12 protein-coding genes and 1 tRNA gene are annotated in these 19,991 nt (G+C 51.3%); 3 read left to right on the forward strand and 10 right to left on the reverse strand.

Annotation, left to right across the window (positions count from 1 at the left end):
- Positions 1-13 precede the first annotated feature (13 nt).
- The 6 genes from H8K47_RS10900 to H8K47_RS10925 all read right to left on the reverse strand — a co-directional run bounded on the left by H8K47_RS10900 (position 14) and on the right by H8K47_RS10925 (position 11,775).
- Positions 14-5,797: an alpha-2-macroglobulin family protein gene (locus tag H8K47_RS10900; protein WP_186881437.1), complete on the reverse strand. Its 5,784-nt coding sequence runs from the start codon at positions 5,795-5,797 to the stop codon at positions 14-16.
- A gap of 3 nt (positions 5,798-5,800) precedes the next feature.
- On the reverse strand, positions 5,801-7,687 hold the full coding sequence (locus tag H8K47_RS10905) for an MFS transporter (RefSeq protein ID WP_186881438.1): 1,887 nt from the start codon (positions 7,685-7,687) through the stop codon (positions 5,801-5,803).
- A gap of 82 nt (positions 7,688-7,769) precedes the next feature.
- Positions 7,770-8,525 (reverse strand): polysaccharide deacetylase family protein, encoded by a 756-nt coding sequence (locus H8K47_RS10910; RefSeq protein ID WP_186881439.1) that lies wholly within the window; start codon positions 8,523-8,525, stop codon positions 7,770-7,772.
- A complete protein-coding gene (locus H8K47_RS10915) occupies positions 8,522-9,823 on the reverse strand; it encodes a hypothetical protein (protein ID WP_186881440.1) in 1,302 nt (433 codons plus the stop codon). The genes H8K47_RS10910 and H8K47_RS10915 overlap by 4 nt, the downstream gene beginning before the upstream one ends.
- 4 nt (positions 9,824-9,827) lie before the next feature.
- Positions 9,828-10,526: a lipoprotein-releasing ABC transporter ATP-binding protein LolD gene (gene lolD, locus H8K47_RS10920; protein WP_186881441.1), complete on the reverse strand. Its 699-nt coding sequence runs from the start codon at positions 10,524-10,526 to the stop codon at positions 9,828-9,830.
- Positions 10,519-11,775: a lipoprotein-releasing ABC transporter permease subunit gene (locus H8K47_RS10925; RefSeq protein WP_329604167.1), complete on the reverse strand. Its 1,257-nt coding sequence runs from the start codon at positions 11,773-11,775 to the stop codon at positions 10,519-10,521. Before H8K47_RS10925 ends, lolD begins: the two co-directional genes overlap by 8 nt.
- A gap of 55 nt (positions 11,776-11,830) precedes the next feature.
- Here H8K47_RS10925 and H8K47_RS10930 point away from each other — a divergent pair, with 55 nt between their 5' ends.
- A complete protein-coding gene (locus H8K47_RS10930) occupies positions 11,831-12,829 on the forward strand; it encodes a hypothetical protein (protein ID WP_186881443.1) in 999 nt (332 codons plus the stop codon).
- Positions 12,826-14,517, forward strand: a complete 1,692-nt coding sequence (gene recJ, locus H8K47_RS10935) for a single-stranded-DNA-specific exonuclease RecJ (RefSeq protein WP_186881444.1) — start codon at positions 12,826-12,828, stop codon at positions 14,515-14,517. The genes H8K47_RS10930 and recJ overlap by 4 nt, the downstream gene beginning before the upstream one ends.
- Before the next feature lie 12 nt (positions 14,518-14,529).
- Here the strand turns inward: recJ and H8K47_RS10940 are convergent, their stop codons facing one another.
- Complete coding sequence (locus tag H8K47_RS10940; RefSeq protein WP_186881445.1) at positions 14,530-15,237, reverse strand: alpha/beta hydrolase; 708 nt, start codon at positions 15,235-15,237, stop codon at positions 14,530-14,532.
- 217 nt (positions 15,238-15,454) lie between these two features.
- Between H8K47_RS10940 and H8K47_RS10945 the strand changes: the two genes are divergently transcribed.
- On the forward strand, positions 15,455-17,515 hold the full coding sequence (locus H8K47_RS10945; RefSeq protein WP_186881446.1) for a M13 family metallopeptidase: 2,061 nt from the start codon (positions 15,455-15,457) through the stop codon (positions 17,513-17,515).
- A 91-nt stretch (positions 17,516-17,606) separates the two neighbouring features.
- Here H8K47_RS10945 and H8K47_RS10950 read toward each other — a convergent pair.
- From H8K47_RS10950 to folP, 3 genes are all read right to left on the reverse strand, one after another.
- Positions 17,607-17,683 (reverse strand) — tRNA-Arg (locus H8K47_RS10950).
- A gap of 103 nt (positions 17,684-17,786) precedes the next feature.
- Positions 17,787-19,124, reverse strand: a complete 1,338-nt coding sequence (glmM, locus tag H8K47_RS10955) for a phosphoglucosamine mutase (protein WP_186881447.1) — start codon at positions 19,122-19,124, stop codon at positions 17,787-17,789.
- Positions 19,117-19,980: a dihydropteroate synthase gene (gene folP, locus H8K47_RS10960; RefSeq protein WP_186881448.1), complete on the reverse strand. Its 864-nt coding sequence runs from the start codon at positions 19,978-19,980 to the stop codon at positions 19,117-19,119. Before folP ends, glmM begins: the two co-directional genes overlap by 8 nt.
- Positions 19,981-19,991 lie beyond the last annotated feature (11 nt).

Here is a 19,991-nt window from a genome sequence, read left to right on the forward strand (position 1 = left end):
CATATCTCACGTCTTACTTGACCTGTATTGCAACGTTAGGTGACTCACCAAACATCTCAGGCGCATACATCGCCTCTACCCGCGTCGGTGGCAGCTTAAACTGGCCTGCATTATTCAGGCGTATGGTGTAAGACTTTACAAATTTGCCTTTCGGGACAAACTGGTAATACGCACGATAGGCCTCAAAGCTACGCTCTTCATACGCCAGCCAGGCGCCGCCCTGTTCGTTACTATCGTCCTTGGTGGCGATGGCCGAATCGCGACCTAAGCCTGAGCCCAGCACGCTGGCACCAGCCGGTACCGGATCAGTCAAGGCTACCCAGGTCATATCAGTCTGCGCATCGATTTCCAGCGTAATGCGAAATACATCACCGCGTTGCATTAGCTTGCTGTCTTTCTGTTCTACCGGTGTGATGGTTTTTTTGATGCGATAACCACTGGAGAATGCCGTCTTTAAAGGCACTGCAGCGAGGCTTTGCAGCACTATCCAAGGCTTGCCTTTACCTTCATGGCTCAGACTCAGCTTGTCATCCGCCGCAGGTTTGACTGGCCAAGGCAGATTCAGTTTGCCACCGCCACTGACTGACCAGTTAAAGCTTTGTGGGGGAACCGGAGTCGCTGTGGGTGTTTGCAGCAACATGGCTTTGGATGTACCTGCGACTTTTTCTGTTTCAAACTGACGCGCGAATTTTTCCAGTGCCAGTAATCCCCAGACGTTGGCATTCGTGGTCATCCAGACGCCATTGTGTTGACGCTGTATGCTACCGTTGACTAATTTAGGCAAGTCGTCTTTCCAGGCTGGATTGTCTATCATCGTCAGTAACAGGCGATTAGCATTGACGTCCGTATTACTCATCAGCCACCACCAATAATCGTCTTTTTCTGTCGAAAAACCCAGCCGTGTGCCTTGGTAATTCAGGCGGCTGCGCAGAATCTGATCTGCCTCTTTCAAAGCCGCTTCACGATTCGGGATCGCGGTAGTACGTTTCAGGATCGCATACCAATCGAGAATGGCGCTGGTCGTCCACAGATTTGGGGTGATCTGTATGGAACCCAGCATACGCGGCTGTACCATGCCATAGCGTGACAGGGCTTCCAGTGCTGCCAGCTTGCGGGTTTCCAGATCTTTGCGTGGCGACCAGAAATCACGCGTGATCTTGCCTTCTACAAAAGCAGATAAAGCGGCCAGCATTTTTTGTCTTGCGCTGTCCGGCAGGCTCAGACCTGCTTCGTGTGTGACTGAAATCAGATAGCTGGTCAGCGTATCGCTACCCAGACGCGCAGCACTGTCTGAGGGTGGATAGTAGTAAGCAAGCCCATCTGCATCCAGATAAGTCGGCAAATCGTTCACGATTTTCTGCCACATCGCATTATCGTGTAAGCCGATCGCTTTCGAGGTTTTCTGCTCCAGACAGCTGTAAGGATAGCTTTCAAAATAGCGTTTCAAGCCTTCACCACTATTAAGCAAACTCGGCAACAGATGTAATTGCAAACCGCCGCGACCAGGCAGACTGTCAGCAGGCTGTGCAATTGGCAAACTCATGCTGCGATCCAATTGCAGCATCGTCGCCTGCTGCACCGTGACTGGCGTCGCAGGCAGCAATTTCTGGCTCCATTTAATCGCATCTGCCACAGCGGCCTGCCCCTGCGGTGGCGCCGTTTCTTTTGCGGACAACTCCCACTGTAACTGCTGACTGAGCACATCTGTTGTCAGTTCGGGTGCCTGTACAGTCCAGCTCAGCTCACGCGATTCCCCGGCAGCCAGTTTGACTTTCTGATCCGGCAGCGCATTGGCGGACAGGATTTTCCCTTGTACCAGCACCTCCATCGCACGTGCACTGGAATTGCGGACCGTCACCATCGCCTGGTAACTGTCGCCCTCTCTGACCACGGGCGGCAAACCTGGAATGATTTGCAAATCCTGTGTTGCCTTAATAGCCGTCGTACCGGTTCCGAACTGCGAAGCGCCAGACTGTGCGACCGCAACGATACGGAAGCTGGTCAAGGCATCATTCAGCGGTACGTCGATACTGGCCTGGCCGTTCGCATCCAACACCAGATCCGGCTTCCATAACAAGAGGGTATCAAGCAATTCCCGGGTCGGCGCCTTGCCGCCACCACCACCGGCCGCCACCGCTTTGCGGCCATAATGGCGCTTACCAATCACCTGCATCTGTGCGGTCGCAGTTTCTATGCCATAGCTGCGTCTTTGTATCATGGCGCTCAAGACATTCCAGCTCTCGTTAGGCTGCAATTCCAGCAAAGCCTCGTCTACCGCGGCAATGGCGACCTCCGCACCTGCGGCTGGCCGTCCATCTGGCAAGGTGACTGACACCTTCACCTTAGACACGGCACGAATAGGATATTGCTGTTTATCCGCGCTGACATTGACTTTCAGCTGATTTCCTTCGGTCCCGACCTGAATTTCGGCGACACCGAATTTATAGGCCGGTTTAGCCAGATCGACGGTCGCAGTCGGTGCCTGATATTCACGGAATTCATGCCACCAGTTGATCGGTTCTTTCCAGCCCCAGCTGAAAAATGAATACCAGGGCACTTCACGCATGCGGCCACGTACTGCCAGCACAGATACAAACACATTCGGGCCATACTCTGCTTTGATCGGTACCGAGATACTCGGATCACTGCCACGCAGTTCTGCGATGATAGTTTCGATCACACCTTCACGTTCTATCGCAACCAGAGCGGTCGCACTGCGGAAAGGCATGCGCACCTGGAATTTAGCCACTTCACCGGCCTTATAGTGTTTTTTCTCAGGCAGCACATCCATTCTGTCCTGATTTTCGCCATCGAACCAGACTTCGCCTTTACCTGTCGCCCAGATCGAACTTTTAGCAGAGGCGACTTTGCCGCTGGCGTCTTTGGCTTTAGCCACCAATTCAACATTACCCGACTCTTTCAGCTCAATTTCACACAGCAGTAAGCCGCGCTGATCCGACTTACCTGAACATAACTGACCTAAGTCTTTAGACGACTCTGCATTTTCATAGGCGTAAAAACCACCGACTATACGTTTTCTGTGCGAGTTATTCAGGCGCAGCGTGCCATTGACCTGCAATGGCACATCCGCTAAGGGTTTGCCAGCGGTATCCAGCGCAACCAGGATAAAGCGGGTTTTATTTTTGGCTGAAACCCAGTCTTCACTCTTAATACCAACCACCACGGCAGCTGGCCATAAGGCAGTCACATTCGAAATGGTCTGGATTTCGCCGTTGGGGTCGGCGTAAGTCATCTCCGTCAATAATTCCTGCGGCTGGGTAATCGCAGGCAAGCTGCCTATCACGGTTTTACCGCTGCCGTTTTTATCCAAGGTGACAGCCAGTTTATTGGCAACGATCTTTTGACTCTCTTCTTCCGTCTCAACGTTGTTGAAAGTAAATTGTTCGTAGCCTGAAAATTGCAGGAATTTATTTCTGAGCAGGCTGGTCACTTGCACCGGTAAAGCAGCGCCACCGCCATTGATGTAATTCAGTTGCAAACCCAGTGGCAGTTCTTTCGGGCTGATGTGTGGTCCTTTAGGCGGTATCAGCTTGCCCTGCATCAGTGGCAAACGGAATTCCTCGACCCGGAAGCTGCCCGAACTATAAGTGCGGCTGCCATACATAGGCGCATTTTCACCGCCTTCATTCTCAGTCGTATTCGTTTTTGCCGTGCCATGGTCGAGCAAAATATCGTATTGACCGAGCTTGGCCTGGGCAGGAATTGCGAAGCGGTTATCCGCCACGCCACCTTTGCGCCAGCTCAGCGGGAACTGAAATTCCTGACCACTGCCCTGATGGATAATCCTGACCCGTTTAGGCAAATCCGTATCGCCGGCAAAGGCCAGACCCTTCATGTTCTCGGCACGAAATACATGTTTCATCGACACGGTCTCGCCAGCACGGAACAGGCTGCGATCGAGTATGGTGTGCGCCTTGAGTGTCGCTGCCGGACTGAAGTCAGTCGGCAAATTAAAACGGAAGCTTTCTATGCCATTATTCCAGGACGATAAGGCAAATGCCATATCCATTCTGCCTTGCGCATCCTGTTTGCGCGCACTGACAAAATAACCGTTAATTTTCGAGACCTTGCGTTTGCCAGCACGGCCGCTGCTTTCCTCGCAACGGGTATTCAAACCTGCTGGCAGCATAGCGATACCCTTGCTATCGGTTTTACCCTTCCACAGCAGTTCGCCGCTGCAGTCAGAGACCTGAATTGCCGCGTCGGGAACCACTTTGCCGTTATCCAGCTGAGTGACCCAGACTGCACCATTTTCACGGCCAGTCTTAATATGCACAGCAAGATTGGTGACCAAGGCGCTGGTACGCACATACATAGGCGCTGTTTTGCCCAGCAAAGCGCTACCCAGTTTCAGAGACTCCAGTTCCAGCACATAAAAGCCGGGATCTTTAAATGGTATACCCACCACTTCAAACGGACGTTCGCTCTTTTTTTCGACCGAAGGTAAATTCAGCTTGACAGCCTTAGTCTCGTTTTTGAGCAAGGACAGACTGCGGGTTTCAACCGCTTCCTTGTTCACGTAGATACTGGTTTCGTGATAATTATTGAGTTTTGCGATCCACTCGATGATGGATGCGTCTTCGGCCAGTTTCAAGTTCGCGAGCTTGACAGGAGGCTGTTTACCATCGGCTGACTTCAGCAAAATATCGTTTTCGACATTGCGCAGCGTGACGGCCAGCGTCGCATCCGCATTCAATTCCACGATACCGAAAGGCGCCGCAGGGAATTTCGCCAGCGGCGGGAAATCGGCCGTCATGAATTTCTTCGGAAATTGCCCTGCATTGGCGAGTGCGCGTCCGCTTTCATCTTTGAGATCAGATGGCAGCTCTATGCTCAATTCCATCTTTTCGGGGAAAGGTCCGGTAAAGCTCAGGCTTTGAATTTGTTGATTCTCTTCGGCTTTCGGCAAGTCAGGTTTGACGCTGCCTTTCGCACTTTTCAGTACGATTTTTTCAGCCAGTTTACGACTGATGCCCTCACTGAAATACAACTGTATTGGCAAAATAGGCGTACACGCTGCGTTGGCGTTTTCGCGCTGGCAGGACATGCTGGCAGTGAAGTCTTTTCTGACTTTGAATCTGAATTCCTGTTTCGATGAGGTGATGATGCCGCTGGTGGTCGCTATACCTTTGTCCCAAACCAGTTTCACATCTGCCTCAGCGGGGAATTTCTGCTGGCACTGCAAGGTCGTGACCGCCTCAGCTGCGCTGCCTTTGGCGAAATTTTCCAGTAACTTTTTACGCACATCACCATTGATCAGCTTGACCGGCACGCGCTCCTGTACACCGGAAATTTCACAATACGTATGCTGTTTAATGCTGGCCTCAGTTGCAGCGCCAGTCTGGAACAGCATAAAGACCTGATCTTCTTCGATGCCATTTCCAGTGTAAGGCAGTATGCGGCTAACCGAGGGCCCGCCGGTATTGAATTGAAACTGGGTCTTGCCAGTTACCGTTGCGCCTGACTTGAGTTTAAATCCAGGTTTCAACTGAAAACTGCACTTACTGCCTGGCCCCAGATCCTGATTAAAATCATAGATCCAGTTTTTTTCATCGGCCCAGCGGCCGCTGCCTGCGGCACTGCACTGGATATCAAATGGGTTTTCTGTCTTTGGGTCGCCAAAGGCGATTGCAGGCTCAGAAAATGTCGCTCTGACCTGCCGTACCCGGGCGATCTCACCCTGCGGTGAAAAGCCTGCAATACTGGCAGCAAGTGCGCTTGCACTCAACAGACTGAGTGCAAGCCCAGTCAATACAGTAGCGACATGTTTCTTCATTTTCTATCTCCAGTCACCGCGCAGGGTTTTGACTTCTTTTTGCAAGACTTCCGGTGTCACTTCTGTCGGCAACATCACATCGCCAACGACCAGTTCCAGCTTGGAGAACGGACCGCGCCTGAATGCACGCTCAAACGGATTGGTTTTATCACGCGAGAAAAAACTCCCCCACAGGCCGCGCAAAGCCATCGGATACACCGGTACCGGGGTACGTTCCAGAATCTTCATGACACCGCCTTTGAACTCATTCAGTTCGCCGGTCGCGGTGAGTTTACCTTCTGGGAAAATGCAGACCAGTTCTCCCTCATGCAAAGCCTGGGCGATGTCAACATAGGCTTTTTCCATCAGCCATGGATCTTCTTTAGCCGGCGCAATCGGAATCGCTTTCGCTGTACGGAATACCCAGGACAGGAAAGGAATTTTGAATATTCTGTGGTCCATCACGAAGCGGATAGGACGTGGACTGCAAGCCACGATCACGATCGCATCCATATAGCTGACATGATTACAGACCATCACACCCGCACCTTCAGACGGCAGACTGTCTGCATTCACAGTTCTGACTTTATACACAGTATGGATCAGCAACCAGGCAATAAAGCGCATTAGGAACTCAGGCACCAGGCTGAAGATATACACCACTACGATGGCGTTTAGGATGGCAGTCGCCATAAATATCTGCGGAATAGTAAAGCCCTTGAGCAGCATGGCGGAAGCCGCCAGTGAAGCCACCACCATGAACAACGCATTGAGGATATTCATGCCGGCGATAGTGCGCGACAGATGCTTAGGGTCGCAACGTGTCTGTATTAATGCGAACAGAGGCACGATATATAGACCGCCAAAAATACCGAGCAAAACAATATCCGCCAATATCCGCAAACTACCTGTTTGACGTACAAAATCCAGCGCGCCAACGGCCAAAGTATTGGTGTAAGACACGCTGGAAAAATACAAATCCAGACCAAACAAAGACAGACCGATTGCGCCGAAAGGAACTAAGCCTATCTCCACTTTATGGCCCGATAATTTTTCACACAATAATGAACCCGCACCAATGCCAAACGAAAATACCGTCAACAACAACACGAATACGCTGTGATCGCCATGCAGATAGTTCTTTGCGTATAGCGGGAACTGCGCGAGCACGATCGCACCATAGAACCAAAACCAGGAATTGCCGAGTAAAGACAGGAAGACCGGGCGATTTTGCTTACTGAAACTGATATTGCGTATGGTCTCGCTGACAGGGTTCCAGTTGATGTTCAGCTCAGGCTCAGGCGCTGGCGAGACGGGAATTTTCAGGCTGGCCAGATAACCCAGTACTGCAATTGCAATCGCGCCAAAGGCCACCAGCTGTACGCCCCAGGGTTGATGCACCACTAGCATGGCGCCCAGAATTTCACCGATCAGGATGCCGACGAAGGTGCCCATTTCTATCAGCCCGTTACCGCCGACCAGCTCATCGGTTTTCAGATGCTGCGGCAGATAAGCGTATTTGACCGGACCAAATAAAGTGGAATGGATGCCCATACCAGCGACCGCAGCAATCAGTACCCAAAGGTTATGCGTCATCCAGCCAAATGCAGCCATGCTCATGATGGCGATTTCCAGCAATTTAACTTTTCTGGCGAGTCCGGCCTTTTCAAATTTGTCGGCAAACTGACCTGAAGTCGCAGAAAACAGCACAAACGGCAAGATAAACAAGCCGGGGATCAGCTGATTGAGCAGTCCCACATCCAGCGTGGTCCAGCTGAGTGCATCAAAAGTCAATATGGTCAGTAAAGCGGTCTTAAATACATTGTCATTAAAAGCGCCCAGAAACTGAGTCCAGAAAAACGGCGCAAAGCGACGCTGGGTCATCAGGGCAAACTGACTTTGTTGACTCATTACATATCCTATCTACGAAACAATCGAAGTTTAACTTAATTATATTTTTATACAGTAAATATCTGTAACATCCGCAGCCGGTTCATGCAGAAACGGCACGATAGTGTTGAATTGCATCACGGATATTCAGTAAATCACAGCCCGCATCACGCGCGGTTTGCAATGCGAAACGCAGTTGCGCCGGCGTAGTCCCCCAAGGGCCGGGCTGATCGCTGACCTCGTGGGAGTAAAAAATCAGCCAGGCACCTTGCTCGACGGCCTCAGTAATCAAATTGCGAATTTCCTGTTCTGTTGTTTTGCCAGCATACAAAGCCTGAGCGCGTAAGGCATGCAAATCTGCCCTGCCCTGTTGCATGCCGCCACCGGTAATCCGGCTATAGCTGAAGCGCTGTGCCGCCGCATATTTGCTACTCAGATCGTAGGCGCCAAACGGAAAAGCAAAGCCTGAAAGTGGAATACCCAGCTGATCCAGGTAATGCCGGTTTTTAGCCCAGTCAGGCCTTAGCACGGACAGCGGCTGGAGTTCGCAATTCAGATGCGAATAAGTGTGACAGGCGACCTCATGTCCATCGCGATGCAGTTGTTGTAGTTGCGCGCCATGATGGCAGAGCTGCCCCTGCTCCATCTGATTCTCCAAGCCGCCGCAAACAAAAAACGTCGCCCTGGCCTGATATTCCTGTAGCAGTGCTGCACCCGTGGTGCAGGCACTGAGCGCGACGTCATCAAATGAAAAGCTGACCACTGCACGTTGGCGTTGCAGTGGCAGCCAGCGCTGCAGCGTGTGTCTGGCGGCGAAACGACTGGCTTTTCGTACCAAGGAATGCGTTATCGCACTCATTTAGTGGCCTCGGTCGCGCTGTAAAATTGCTGGTAGCGATTCAAGCCCATACGTGCTGCGGAACCGGCGATATTTTCATAGGTATATTCAAAACCGAGCTTGATGATGGCCTGTTTTAACTGTACGCCATCCGCTTCGCGCTGTGTGCGTTCATAAGCACTGTCCAGGAACAGGCGGAAACCCCTGTCTATCAGATAGCTGCCGCCGAATCCTACACGTTGCAGTTTTTCTTTACGCGATTGCAGCGCCGCGCCGGTATCAAAGCGTGGTATCAGTTTCTGATCACTGTTTTGCCACAATGCAGAGGCATTCCATTGCAGCTTAGGGCTGTATTTCCAGCTGCTATCCAGTCTGATGCCCTTGGTCTGCACATAAAGGATAGTCGGGTCCACGATGGAAAACGGACGATCGAACAGCTGCAGATCAAACCGTAACTGTGGTGAATACAGGTAAGTGCCACGGACGATCGTATTGAGCAAATTGGTATCGCGCTCACTCAGGGTTTCATAGCTACGTTTAATCAAACCCAAATGGGTGCTGAATACGGTTTTAACGCTGTAATTCCACTCGGCATCCAGATAAGCCTCACGCTCTTTATAAGCGCGGTCCAGCAGCGTAATTTGCGCCTCATTACGTTGCGGGAATTCAGTATCCGACCAGCGCAGGCCGCCTTCCAGCATAGAACCTGTGGTGGAGGTATATCTGAGACCCGCTTGTTTGCTGTGTTCGCGGAAGTTGTACAGTTGATTGACTGGCAGATCATAATCCAGGCCAGACCTACTCAGACTGGCCGCGAGCAAAAAGTCATTATTGATTCGCAGTCGCCAATCGCTGCCTGCACGCTGCTCATGTGACAAATCACGTTCAGTCAGACTACCGTTAATATACTGAAACAGGCGTTTTGACTTGCCAGCACTGACACGTCCAGACAGTGCATGTCCGGCCACCCAGTCTAACGCCAGATCTGCACCACCAGTCTGGTGGTCTAGCTGGCTGTAATTTTTATAGTGGCGATTGCCAAGCGAGCCTGTCATGATCAGCCGGGTCTGATCAGACAGCAGCGGTACGATGGCGCCGAAGCGCAGGTCCGCACCAGCCACAGTATCCGCCTGTTTTTGTGCCGTGTTTGCGAGGCCAGGGTCGGTATTTGCCTGATCCGTGAAACGCAAAGGATTGGTATCGCGCGTCAGTGAAGTCTCCAGCTGCAGTACCAATTCATTGGCAGCAGAAGCAGGCAGAGCTGGCAATGTCGCCAGCACACAGGCTAATTGAGGCAGATATTTATTGGTTTTCATCATTCACTCAGGCTGGCAGCAAGCCATCTCGGTTTAATCGTAAAACGCGGTCACAACGCCCGGCCAGTTCCGCATCATGGGTCACGATCACAAAAGCGGTGCCCAGGGTTTGCGATAACTCCAGCATCAGTGCGAAGATATTCTGTGCCGTTGCACCATCCAGATTTCCAGTAGGCTCATCCGCGAGTACACAAGCCGGATTCGCCACCAACGCACGTGCCAGCGCCACCCGTTGCCGCTCACCACCGGACAGCTCGCCTGGCACATGCTTGACGCGCTCACCCAGACCGACACGCTCCAATATGCGCTGCGCAGCTTGCTGTGCTTCAGCGCGTGGTATGCGTCTGATCATCAGTGGCATGGCGACATTATCGAGGGCAGAAAACTCAGGTAGCAAGTGATGGAACTGGTACACAAAACCCAGCGATTGATTACGCATTTGGCCGCGCTCAGCCTCGCTCAGCGTCGCCAGTTCTTTATCCAGCAATTTCACACTACCGGTGTTGGGGGTATCCAGTCCGCCCAGCAAATGCAATAGCGTAGATTTGCCAGAACCGGACGCGCCGATAATCGCGACCCGTTCACCTGCTTTTACATGAAAGGAAATATTGCTTAATACATGAACAGCATCACTACCCTCGTTAAAGCTTTTGCTCAACTGATGGCAGGACAGAACAACTGGAGATTCCATAGAACGATTACTCATAACGTAAAGCCTCTGCTGGTTTCACACGTGCGGCACGCCAGCTAGGATAAAGGGTAGCGACAAAGGCCAGGACGACAGCGATAGCACTGATTTGCAGCACATCGGCAGAACGCAGATCAGAAGGCAAAGTAGTGATGAAGTACAGCTCCTTAGGCAGGAAAGCAACGCCCATCGTGTGTTCTATCCATGGCACAATGACGTCGATATTATGCGCAACCAGCACGCCAAATAAGACGCCGAGCCCGGTACCGACCAGGCCAGTAATACCGCCCTGTATCATAAATATTTTCATGATCGAAGCCGGCGAAGCACCCAGGGTGCGCAAAATCGCGATATCTGCTTGTTTATCCGTAACCGTCATGACCAGCGTAGAGACCAGGTTAAATGCAGCCACCGCTACGATTAGTGTCAGGATGATGAACATCATGGTTTTTTCTGTCTTTACCGCAGCGAAGTAGTTTTTGTTCTGTTGCGACCAGTCCCGGATCAGCAAGTCACCGGTCAGGCTACGTGATAATTCCAGCGCGACCAGCGGCGCTTTCAGCATGTCCCTGATTTTGACACGCAAACCGGATGGGCTGGCGAGGCGGAAAAATTTTTGTGCATCATCGACATGCATAAAGGCCATACCCGAGTCATATTCATAGTGGCCAGCCTCAAAAATGCCAACCACTGTATAGGCCTTTAGCCGGGGCATCATGCCTGCTGGCGTCATCTGTCCTTCCGGCGCAGCCAGTGTGACTTTGTCACCGACTTGCACCCGCAAACCGGCTGCCAGTGCAGAGCCCAGAATAATATTGAACTCCCCAGAACGTAAATCCTGCCAGTGGCCGCTCTTCATTTTGTCAGCCACTTCCGAGACTTTAGGCTCCAGTTCCGGCAAGACACCACGGATGATCACGCCGCGCATTACCTCGTCACGGATGATCATGGACTGGCCGTCGACATAGGGCGCCGTAGCCAGCACGGCCGGATTTTTCTGCACTTCAGCAGCAGTTTGCTGCCAATCAGGAATCGCGCCGGTGGCATCAAAAATTTCCACATGTGCGATCACAGACAACATCCTGTCACGCACTTCTTTTTGAAAGCCATTCATCACAGACAGCACGATGATCAGGGCGGCGACCCCGAGACCAATGCCAAACATGGAAATCATAGAAATAAAGGAAATAAAGCCGTTGCGACCACTGCGTTTACCGGCCCGGGTATAGCGTAGTCCGACCAGCCATTCAAAAGAGAGATTTTTCACTGCAAATCTGGGGTTATCAATTAAGGTGGCGTCAGTTTGCCATACAATACTCAATATGAAAAATTTAGCATTGATTATTCCCTTCAGCATACCGCCTTCCGGACTCGAAAAAGATCTGCTGCGCAACCTGAATACCCCTGCAACAGCGAACCTGCTAGGCTGGGCAGAGCGCCAGCGCCACCCGGATACGGATGCATTTGCACGTGCTTTACCGCATGAATACTGGCTGACAGGCCATTTTCCGCCTGAAAGCACGCTACAGAGCCCTTCTTATATTACATCGCGACACTTGCAAGCTCACCCTGCCCTGCGCGCAGGCTACTGGTTCAGCCTTCAACCGGTGCACATCCATATCGCACGCGACCATCTGGTACTGACCGATCATCGTCAGCTCGAACTCACTGACGAACAAGCTGCGCCCTTATTTGAGATTGCCGCCAACACGGCAGGTGAATATGGGCTTGAATTGCAGGCGCATCACAGCAGCCACTGGTTTTTACGCGCAGATCAATGGCACGACCTAAAAACCGCGACGCCAGATGCGGCTTGCGGTCACAACATTGATGTCTGGATGCCACAAGGCGAATCGGCGCGCGCCTGGCGCAAATTTCAAAATGAAGTACAAATGCAATGGTTTGACCATGAAGTGAATCAACGCCGTGAGCAGAGCGGCCTGAAGCCGGTTAACTCAATGTGGCTATATGGTGGCACTCAGCCGCAAAATCTGACGCCGGCCACAGCAGTTGATATAGAAACGCCACGCTGGCTGAGCACGCACTGCCAGCCGACGCCAAGTGGATTGTGGTACTACGACGCACTAATCAGTGCCGCACTCAATAGTGACTGGTCCAGCTGGCTGGATCAATTCCATACAATGGAGCAGCACCTCATGCTGCCCGCACTGGATGCGCTCAATAGCGGTCAAATCGACAAGCTGCGTTTAATTTGTACCGATACACGACGCTGTATCGAATTTCACATACGACGCAACAGCAAGTGGAAGTTCTGGAAAAAGCCCGGCTTAACACCACTGTTTGAAGGGCTTGCATCATGACCCGGATAGCAACCCGTCCCTATGCTTTCCGTGAGGCTGAACTTTTGCGTCAACGCGGTATGCACCCCGTGTTAGCGAGACTGTATGCAGCCCGGAATGCGACAACTGAAAAAGATTTATCGACCGAACTTTCAGGCTTGCATACACCTGCGAGCCTGAAAGGCATCAAGCAAGCAGCCAGCTTTCTGGCAGACGCAATCGCCAGCCAAAAAGTCATGACCATCGTGGCCGACTACGATTGCGATGGCGCTACTGCCTGCGCGGTTGGTATCCGTGGCTTACGTATGCTCGGTGCGACAGTCGATTTCATCGTGCCGAATCGCTTTGAATATGGTTATGGCCTGACACCGGAAATCGTGGAGCTGACGGTCAGAGAAAAACGACCTGACATCATCATCACGGTCGATAATGGCATCGCCAGTGTTGATGGCGTCAGACGCGCCAAAGAGCTAGGCGTGGACGTCGTGGTCACAGACCATCACTTACCGGGCTCAGAGTTACCGGAAGCAGCAGTGATCGTCAACCCAAATCAGCCTGGCTGCGAATTTTTAAGTAAAAACCTGGCCGGGGTGGGCGTGATGTTTTATGTGTTGCTGGCGTTGCGCGCTGAGATGCGCCAGCGTGGCCTGTTTGATCAACACACCCAACCCAAACTGGACAGTCTGCTGGATCTGGTTGCGCTTGGCACCGTAGCGGACGTGGTGAGTCTGGATGCAAATAACCGTATTTTGGTAGCACAAGGACTAAAACGTATGCGCGCTGGCCGCATGTGTGCGGGCATTGCTGCACTGTTCCGTGTATCTGGCCGGGAGGCACAGAAAGCCAGTCCATTTGATCTGGGCTTTGCATTGGGTCCGCGTCTGAATGCGGCAGGCAGACTGGCGGATATGGCACTCGGCATCGCTTGCCTGACGACCGATGACGAAGGCCATGCCTGGCATATTGCGCAGCAACTGCAATCGATCAACAGCGATCGTAAAGACATAGAACGCGAAATGCAGGATATCGCATTGCTGCATCTGGATGATCTGCAAGTGGCAGACAGCCATACCATCAGTGTCTATGATGAGAGCTGGCATCAGGGCGTGATCGGGATCGTGGCGTCCCGTCTCAAGGACAAATTCTACCGCCCTACCATTACTTTTGCGCCGGCTGGCGACGACCTGATCAAAGGTTCAGGTCGTTCTATCCCCGGCTTTCATTTACGTGATGCATTGGATTTGGTGTCCAAGCAAATCCCCGGTGTCATACACAAATTTGGTGGTCACGCGATGGCAGCAGGCCTTAGCCTGGCACATGAGGACTTACCTATATTTCAGGCTGCCTTTGAGGCTGTCGGGCAGTCCTGGCTGGAAAAGCAGCAGTTAGAGCGCATCATAGAAACCGATGGACCTTTAGAAGATGCCTATTTCAGCATCGACTTTATTCAACTGCTGGATCAACAAGTCTGGGGCCAACACTTCCCTCCCCCGCTGTTTTGCGATCAGTTCCGCCTGATTTCTCAGCGCATCCTGAAAGAACGCCATCTGAAGCTGGTGCTGGAAAAAAATGGTCAGCGTTTTGATGCGATCTGGTTTGGACATACCGATGAATTGGATGATGTCGTCAATGTCGCTTTCCGCCTGGATGCGAATGAATACAATGGCGTGACCAAGGTGCAGCTGTTAGTGGAGCACATCGACACCTGAGTTGTGTGGCATTCAGGCAAAAGCGGTATGACGTAAAAAATCCAGCAGATGGGCAGCCACCAATGGGTGGCTGTTTTCACTTATTTTCGCGTCTGCAGACTGGCTAAAGCCATGGTCACCACTGACAACGGCAATACGGATCGCACGCGTATTCTCATACGCAAAGCGATACAGGCTGCGTGTCGAACAATGAGCATCCTGATCACCGGTAATCATCATGAGTGGCAAGCGCAATGAAGACGCATAGGGATAATAACGCGGCGCGACATAGCTGAGCTCTGGCCCATCCTTTTTTTCATCAAATAAGGGCGTCAGAAAAATACCCGCTTTGAACTTGGCGTCTTCACATAAAACACGCCATGCCACGACAGAGCCAAACGATTTTCCGGCCAGCGCAATCTGTTGAAAATGAATATTGTCATCCAGGCGTAACTGGCGTACTACCTCACGCAGCTGCCTGCTTTCCGCCGACAAATCTGCTGAAGGCTGACCTTCTTTAGGATTTTTTTGAAAAAAATCCCAGTCAAATCTGGCGACAGCGATACCACATCGTGTCAATTCACTGGAGATGCTCAGAAACAGCTCTCTCTGCATTCCATAACGCAAGCCTGGAGCTAGCACCAGGCACGGGAACGGACCTGCTCCTTGTGGCAAATCGAGCGTAAACGCACGCTTTATCTCATTTTTTTCCAAACCAGACACCTTGCTTATTGTGTTCATACTCAATACAGTTACACTGCTGTGCGTCAGTGAATATGTCTGCCAATTGGCATGCACCAGCACCTGCAGTCAATCTCAGGCTGACGCTGAACTTTACGTGTTTTCAGAGGTCGAAGTAAACACTTCAGCCGTTCTTTGTAACACCCATGTCGATAATCCGGTCACGAATACAACAAAGCCAGATCTGTGACCCGCTTCTAAAGAGGAGTAACCCTAAGTGAAAGCCCAAGTTCTCAGCGTTATCGCGCTGCTCATCGCTGGCACCACCAGCTCTGCCTCCAGCTATGCAGCTGAACCTGCCAAAGCTGCTTCGCCCTCGGTATTGCTGTCCGGCGTAGATACGAAATTCCAGGACAAGTCCGTTGCACCTCAGGACGACTTTTACCGCCATGTGAATGGTGCGTGGCTGAAAAACGCACAAATCCCGTCTGACCGCTCCTCAGCCGGCGCATTTATGGATTTGCGTGAAGCTGTCGTGCCACGTTTGCATACGATTATTCAGGGTTTATCCAAAGGCCAGAATGCACAAGGCAGTGATGCACAAAAAATCGCTGATTTGTTTGCCAGTTTTATGGATACCAAAGCAATCGAAGCAGCGGGTCTCAAACCTTTGCAAGCTGACTTTGCAAAGATAGATGCAATCTCCGACAAAAATCAACTGCCAGCCACTTTCGCCTGGCTGAACCGTATCAGCGTCACTGCACCTTTCGATGTGCAAGTCCATCAGGACAATAAAGACTCAACCAAATACGTACTCGACATCGGTCAATCCGGTCTGGCACTGCCAGATCGTGATTACTACCTGAAAGATGATGACGCCAAACTCAAAGCTACCCGTGAAAAATACCTGCAGCATATAGAAAAAATGCTGAGCCTGGCGGGTAACAAAGACGCAGCTAAAAAAGCAGCAGCGATTCTGGCGCTGGAAACTGAACTGGCGAAAGTACAATGGACTAAGGTTGAATTGCGCGATCCTATCAAGGCCTATAACAAAATTCCTTTGAATGAACTCAGCAAGCTGGGTGCAGGCTATGACTGGAATGCCTACCTGAAAGAACTGGGCGTCAGCGGCAAAATCGACTACGTGATTGTCGCCCAGCCTAGTTACATCACAGGCATGAGTAAAGTGTTGGCAGAAACGCCGCTGGACACGATCAAGGCTTATCTGAAATGGCACACCTTCAGCTCTGCTGCTTCACAATTACCAAAACAGTTTTCGGATGAAAGCTTTGCCTTCTTCAGCAAAACCCTGCGTGGCGTTCCTAGTCAGGAAGTGCGCTGGAAACGCGGAGTGCGTCTGGTCGACAGCGGCATGGGTGAAAGCCTGGGTAAGCTCTATGTTGAAAAGCACTTCCCTGCAGATAGTAAAGCCAAGATGGAGCAACTGGTGAATAACCTGCTGCTCGCTTACAAACAAAGCGTGGATACACTGGATTGGATGAGCGATGCGACCAAAAAAGAAGCACAGGCTAAGCTAGCTACCTTTATGCCTAAAATCGGTTATCCAAATAAATGGAAAGATTATTCTGAGCTCAAGATAGTCAAAGGGGATGCAGTAGGTAACCTGCGTGCGATTCGCCAGTTTGCCGCACAGACTGAGCTGAATAAATTAGGTAAGCCTATCGATCGCGATGAATGGGGCATGACACCACAAACGGTCAATGCTTACTACAATCCGGAGATGAATGAAATCGTGTTCCCGGCAGCTATTTTGCAGGCACCATTCTTTAATCCGAAAGCCGATGATGCGGTTAACTACGGCGGCATAGGCGCGGTGATTGGTCACGAGATCAGCCACGGCTTCGATGATCAGGGTGCGCAGTATGACGGTCTGGGTAATTTGCGTGACTGGTGGACGAAAGAAGACCATGAAAAATTTGCGGCAAAAACTGCTGCGTTGGTAAAGCAATACAATGCGTTTTCACCAGTATCTGGCTACCACGTTAACGGTGAACTCACGCTGGGCGAAAACATTGCTGATAACTCGGGTCTGGCCATCGCTTATAAAGCCTATATATTATCGCTGGGCGGCAAACCTGCTCCTGTGATTGGTGGTCTGACCGGTGATCAGCGCTTCTTCATGGGCTTTGCTCAGGTTTGGCGTGGCAAATTGCGTGAACAGGAAGCGATCATTCGCATCAAAACGGATCCGCATTCCCCAGGCGAATTCCGTGCCAACGGCACGCTGCGTAATATGACGCCGTTCTATCAATCGTTTGGCGTTAAAGAAGCCAACAAGATGTATTTGCCACCGGCAGAACGCGTCACAATCTGGTAAGCAGAAAGGGGCAAATACCGCCCCTTTCTTGCGCACAGATTCTGCGCGACCAAAAACAAAAAAGCCCAGCTTCAAGCTGGGCTTTATATTTTGGCCTGCCCAGTAGGAATCGAACCTACGACCCCGAGCTTAGAAGGCTCGTGCTCTATCCAACTGAGCTATGGACAGTTTAGATTTCAGTACATTAGTGCTGAAAAACTGAAGGCTGAATACTACATGTAAATGCGCATACTTTCAATATTCAGACGGTCCGAAAACCGCCTGCATGGCATTATTTAATGCATTCAACCAAACGGCGTGCAGAACTTGCGGCCAAGTCCGCATCATCCGCCTCTACCATCACGCGTATCAGCGGCTCAGTACCGGATGCACGTATCAGCACACGACCACGCTCACCTAGTTCAGCTTCGACTTTGGCCTTTTCTGCGACCAGCGCAGCATTGTTTTGCCAGTTAAAACCTGGCGTCACACGCACATTCAACAAAGTTTGCGGATACAGCATCAAACCTGAAATGCATTCATCCAAGGTCTTACCGCTGCGTTTCAATGCGGATAATACTTGCAGGGAAGAGACGATACCGTCACCCGTAGAATGCTTATCCAGGCAAAGCAAATGGCCAGAACCTTCGCCACCAAGCAGCCAGCCTCGTTCATGCAATTGTTCCAGTACATAACGGTCGCCAACCTTGGCACGAGAGAAGCCCACACCCAGTTTTTGCAACGCAACTTCAACGGCCATATTCGTCATCAAGGTACCGACCACGCCAGCAACCGGGCCAGTCGCGAGACGATCCAGAACCATCAGATATAACAACTGATCGCCGTTATAAATTTTTCCGTGACGATCCACCATGACCAAACGATCTGCATCACCATCAAGGGCAATGCCCAAATCTGCATGGTTGGCACGTACCGCTAAGGCGAGTGCATCCGGCGCCGTCGCACCAACTTTGTCATTGATGTTGAGGCCATTTGGCGCATTACCAATCGCGATAACTTCTGCACCCAGCTCATGGAATACATGTGGAGCAATATCGTAGGCTGCACCGTGTGCACAATCCACGACAATTTTCATGCCGCGTAAATCCAATTCGGTTGGGAAAGTCCCTTTGCAGAATTCGATATATCGACCATTCGCATCACGCAAGCGATGCGCTTTACCTAAGTGATCGGAGCTGACACACAGCATGTCTTTTTCCAGCTCAGCTTCGATCGCGAGCTCTACTTCATCCGGCAATTTATTCCCTTGTGCCGAGAAAAACTTAATTCCATTGTCGTCATAAGGATTATGTGAAGCCGAAATCACGACACCGGCAGCCAGACGCAAGGCGCGTGTCAGATAAGCCACGGCTGGCGTCGGCATAGGCCCAGACAACATTACGTCAACACCTGCTGCTGCAAAACCGGCCTCCAGGGAGGCTTCCAGCATATAACCCGAAATGCGGGTATCTTTACCGATCAGCACGGTGGGGCGCCCCTCGCCCACATGGCCAGCCTGAGCGAGGACTTTGCCTGCGGCATATCCTAAGCGCATTACAAAGTCGGGGGTAATCGGTGCAACACCGACACGTCCACGTATGCCATCCGTACCAAAATATTTTCTAGACATTGCAATTCCACTCCATATCACTAAGACTATTCCAAACTTTGAGCGCGTCCACGGTCTCTTTGACATCATGCACACGTAATATTGCAGCCCCCTGGTGGGCAGCTGCGAGCGCGGCACTTAGACTACCTGCCAGCCTGTGCTCAATTTCTCTGCCAGTTAAACCACCTATCATCGATTTCCTCGACACGCCAATCAACAAAGGGCTATCCAGCGAAGCAATCAAGTGAGGTGTATTTTTGAATAATGTCACATTGTGCGCCAATGTTTTACCAAATCCAAATCCCGGGTCGAGGCAAATTCTTTCGTCTTCCACGCCCGCTGCAATCAATACATTCTTGCGGCTTTGCAAAAAGCTGGCGACTTCACTCACCACATCCAAATAAGCCGGCGCTTGCTGCATCGTTTGTGGCTGCTGTTGCATATGCATCACGCACAAACCCGCATCAGATGAGGCGACCGCTGCAATAGCCTCTACACTGGCGAAACCCGAAATATCATTAATCATATCGACGCCAGCCAGCAATACTTCTTTCATCACTGTGGGTTTATAGGTGTCGACAGAAATGGCCTTACCACAATCGCGGATAGCAAATACTAAGGGCATCAGACGATCAAGTTCCTGTTGCAGGGAAAGCGGTGCCGCACCAGGTCGACTGGATTCCGCGCCGATATCGATGATATCGACACCATCGTTGAGCATGACATCGACCTGAGCGAGCGCAGCATCGAGGTCAGTAAATTTTCCACCATCAGAAAATGAGTCGGGCGTGACATTCAGGATGCCCATGACCAAAGGGCGAAAGCCTGGCGCATTCAGAGGAAAACGAAAGCGCCCACATTGAAAATTTTTCTTCATAAAAGCAAAAA

Origin of the sequence: Cognatundibacterium rugosum (assembly GCF_014284365.1) — a bacterium.
GTDB lineage: Bacteria > Pseudomonadota > Gammaproteobacteria > Burkholderiales > Burkholderiaceae_D > Undibacterium > Undibacterium rugosum.